This is a genomic window from Vibrio sp. OPT46 (assembly GCF_015163535.1).
Lineage (GTDB): Bacteria > Pseudomonadota > Gammaproteobacteria > Enterobacterales > Vibrionaceae > Vibrio > Vibrio alginolyticus.
In genome coordinates, this window is sequence record NZ_JADDYG010000005.1 from 139,269 (window position 1) to 142,049 (window position 2,781).

At 46.8% G+C, this 2,781-nt stretch carries 1 protein-coding gene and 1 pseudogene; one reads left to right on the top strand and one right to left on the bottom strand.

The window, feature by feature from the left end:
• Positions 1-133 (bottom strand): annotated as a pseudogene (locus IQR33_RS32005) (DNA/RNA nuclease SfsA); the annotation flags it as partial.
• 66 nt (positions 134-199) lie between these two features.
• On the opposite strand from IQR33_RS32005, the gene hrpB reads away from it, so the two are divergent.
• Positions 200-2,668, top strand: a complete 2,469-nt coding sequence (gene hrpB / locus IQR33_RS00840) for an ATP-dependent helicase HrpB (RefSeq protein WP_193838123.1) — start codon at positions 200-202, stop codon at positions 2,666-2,668.
• Positions 2,669-2,781 lie beyond the last annotated feature (113 nt).

Consider the following 2,781-nt stretch of genomic DNA (forward strand, 5'->3'; position numbering starts at 1 on the left):
CACAACCCGTCATTGCACCTGTATTTGCGCAGTGGATTGTACGGATTTCACCAGTATCGAGCTCGATATCGGCAAGAAAGCGTTTATAACGTTTGAGTAGAGTGGCGGACTCTAAAGCGGGTGTGAAATGCATTTGCTTATTTAGACAAAAAATTTTTTATGTACAATGTTGCCACCATTACACCATAAGGTATTTCCTTTGTCACAATTGCCGATTGAAGCCGTGATGCCTGAGTTGCTGACGGCGGTCAAAAATCAACATCAAGTGATCTTAAAAGCGGCGCCTGGTGCCGGTAAGTCGACTTACTTCCCTTTGCAGTTACTCTTAAATCATTCGGTTGCTGGAAAAATCATCATGCTTGAGCCAAGACGACTCGCGGCGCGTAACATTGCCCGTTATCTTGCTGAGCAATTGGGAGAACAAGTTGGTCAACGCGTGGGTTATCGAGTTCGTGGCGAGGCAAAGGTAAGTTCTGCAACGCAGCTGGAGATCGTGACCGAAGGGATCATGACCAGGATGATCCAAACTGACCCTGAACTGGATGGGGTTGATCTACTGATCTTTGATGAGTTTCATGAACGCAGCATTCATGCCGATACCGCTTTGGCATTCAGTTTAGAAGTTCAAGAGGCATTGCGAGACGATCTCAAGCTGGTGGTAATGTCGGCAACGCTTGACCAACAAGCATTACAATCGTTGTTGCCAGAAGCCAGTTACATTGAATCTGAAGGGCGCAGCTTTGATGTGGCAATGCGCTACCAGCCGTTAGGTGTGAACGAGCATTTACCTACGAGTATGGCAAAAACAATAGAAAGTCTTATGAACAAAGAGTCTGGATCTTTGTTAGCTTTCCTACCGGGTGTTGGTGCCATAAAACAAGTTGAAGAGCGGTTGTCTCATTTAGCGGATGATATCGACGTATGCCCACTTTATGGTCAACTGAGCTTTGCAGATCAACAAAAAGCGATTACGCCAGCAGAACAAGGTAAGCGTAAAGTCGTTCTAGCGACCAACATTGCAGAAACTTCACTAACGATTGAAGGCATTCGCCTCGTCGTTGATTCTGGGTTAGAGCGTGTTGCCCGCTTTGATTTGAAAAACGGTTTAACACGCTTAGAGCAAACACGCATTGCACAGTCTTCAGCGATTCAGCGTGCAGGACGAGCGGGACGAATAGAAGAGGGCATTTGTGTTCGTCTTTATTCTGAAAGCCAGTTCAAGCAGCAACCGCTGGTTCCCCAACCCGAAATTTTGCATTCCGATTTGGCTAGTTTAGTTATGGAGCTTGCCTTTTGGGGAGCGAGTGATATCCACGATCTAAAGTGGCTTGATGTTCCAGCTAATGCGTCATTGGAACAAGCGAAGCAGCTATTGGTGTCATTGGGACTACTGACGGAAAAAGGGCAATTAACGTCCGAAGGAAAACAGGCGCATGAACTAGGCGTTGAGCCTCGTGCGGCTGCGATGCTAATTAAAGCGCAATCTTACAGTGATAAGATGTTAAATGCTGCTTTGGCGGCGGTCGCACTGATTGAAGAGCCAGAGAGGAGTGTTACCAATATCGCTCATAGCTTGCATCGTTGGCTTGTTGGTACTCATCCAAAAAAGTCGATGTTGTTCAAGCGTGCTCAATCTCTAGCGTACAAATTGGATACGGTATTTGACCTGAAAGGCGTGGATGAAGATGCATTACCGCTGGTGTTAAGTTTGGCATTTCCAGATCGCATTGCGCAGCAGCGCACAAATCAATTTGGGCGATTTACTTTGGCTAATGGTCATGGTGCAGAATGTCATCAGGAAGACATGCTAGGTGGCTGTGAGTATTTGGTTGCCGTTGACTTAATGCGTTCTCATTCTAATTCAAGTCAAATTCATTCGGCATGTGAATTGGATGTCAATATATTGCGAACGACCTTTGATACGCTATTTTCGTCTGAAGAAGTAGTGGACTGGGATGAAAAAAGAGGCCGTCTAATAGCTGAGCGACAAACAAAACTCGGTCTGCTGGTCGTTGAACGCGAGCCGTTGCCAAGCCCGGGCAAAGAAAAAATGACACAAGCTTTACTCACGTATGTCCGCCGCCAGGGCTTACAGAGTCTAAACTGGACACCGGCAGCGGAGAGCTTGTTGGCTCGGATTCGTTGTGCGGTGGAATGGTTACCTGAGCAGTCATGGCCAGTGTTTGATGAAGCCAGTTTGCTGGATTCATTAGAGGAGTGGTTAGAACCATACATGACGTCTGTCAGCTCGGTTAAAGACCTGAGCAAGATAAACTTGGTCGAAGCGCTTAATGCTCTATTAGGTTGGCCACTCAATCAACAACTGGATGAATGGTTACCTGAGCATTACCAACTACCCACAGGTTCAAAGAAGCGTATCCGTTACCAATATGGCCACGAGCCGATATTATCGGTGCGTATGCAAGAAGTATTTGGGGAGAGTGGTTCCCCAACGGTAGCTCTTGGCCGCAAGCGTTTGGTGCTTGAACTGCTTTCACCGGCACAACGTCCATTGCAAGTAACGTCGGACTTGGCGGCTTTCTGGAACGGAAGCTACAAAGACGTTCAAAAAGAGATGAAAGGGCGCTACCCAAAACACGTTTGGCCAGATGATCCTGCCAATCATGTAGCAACAACGAAAACAAAAAGACAATTGAATAATGACTGACAGCAAGAAGCCTAGCGCGAAAAAAGCGCCAGCGAAGAAAAGTACAACCAATAAAGGAACCGCAAAACAGACTCGACGTACGCCGAGTAAAAAGCCGACTAACGAGAAACGTT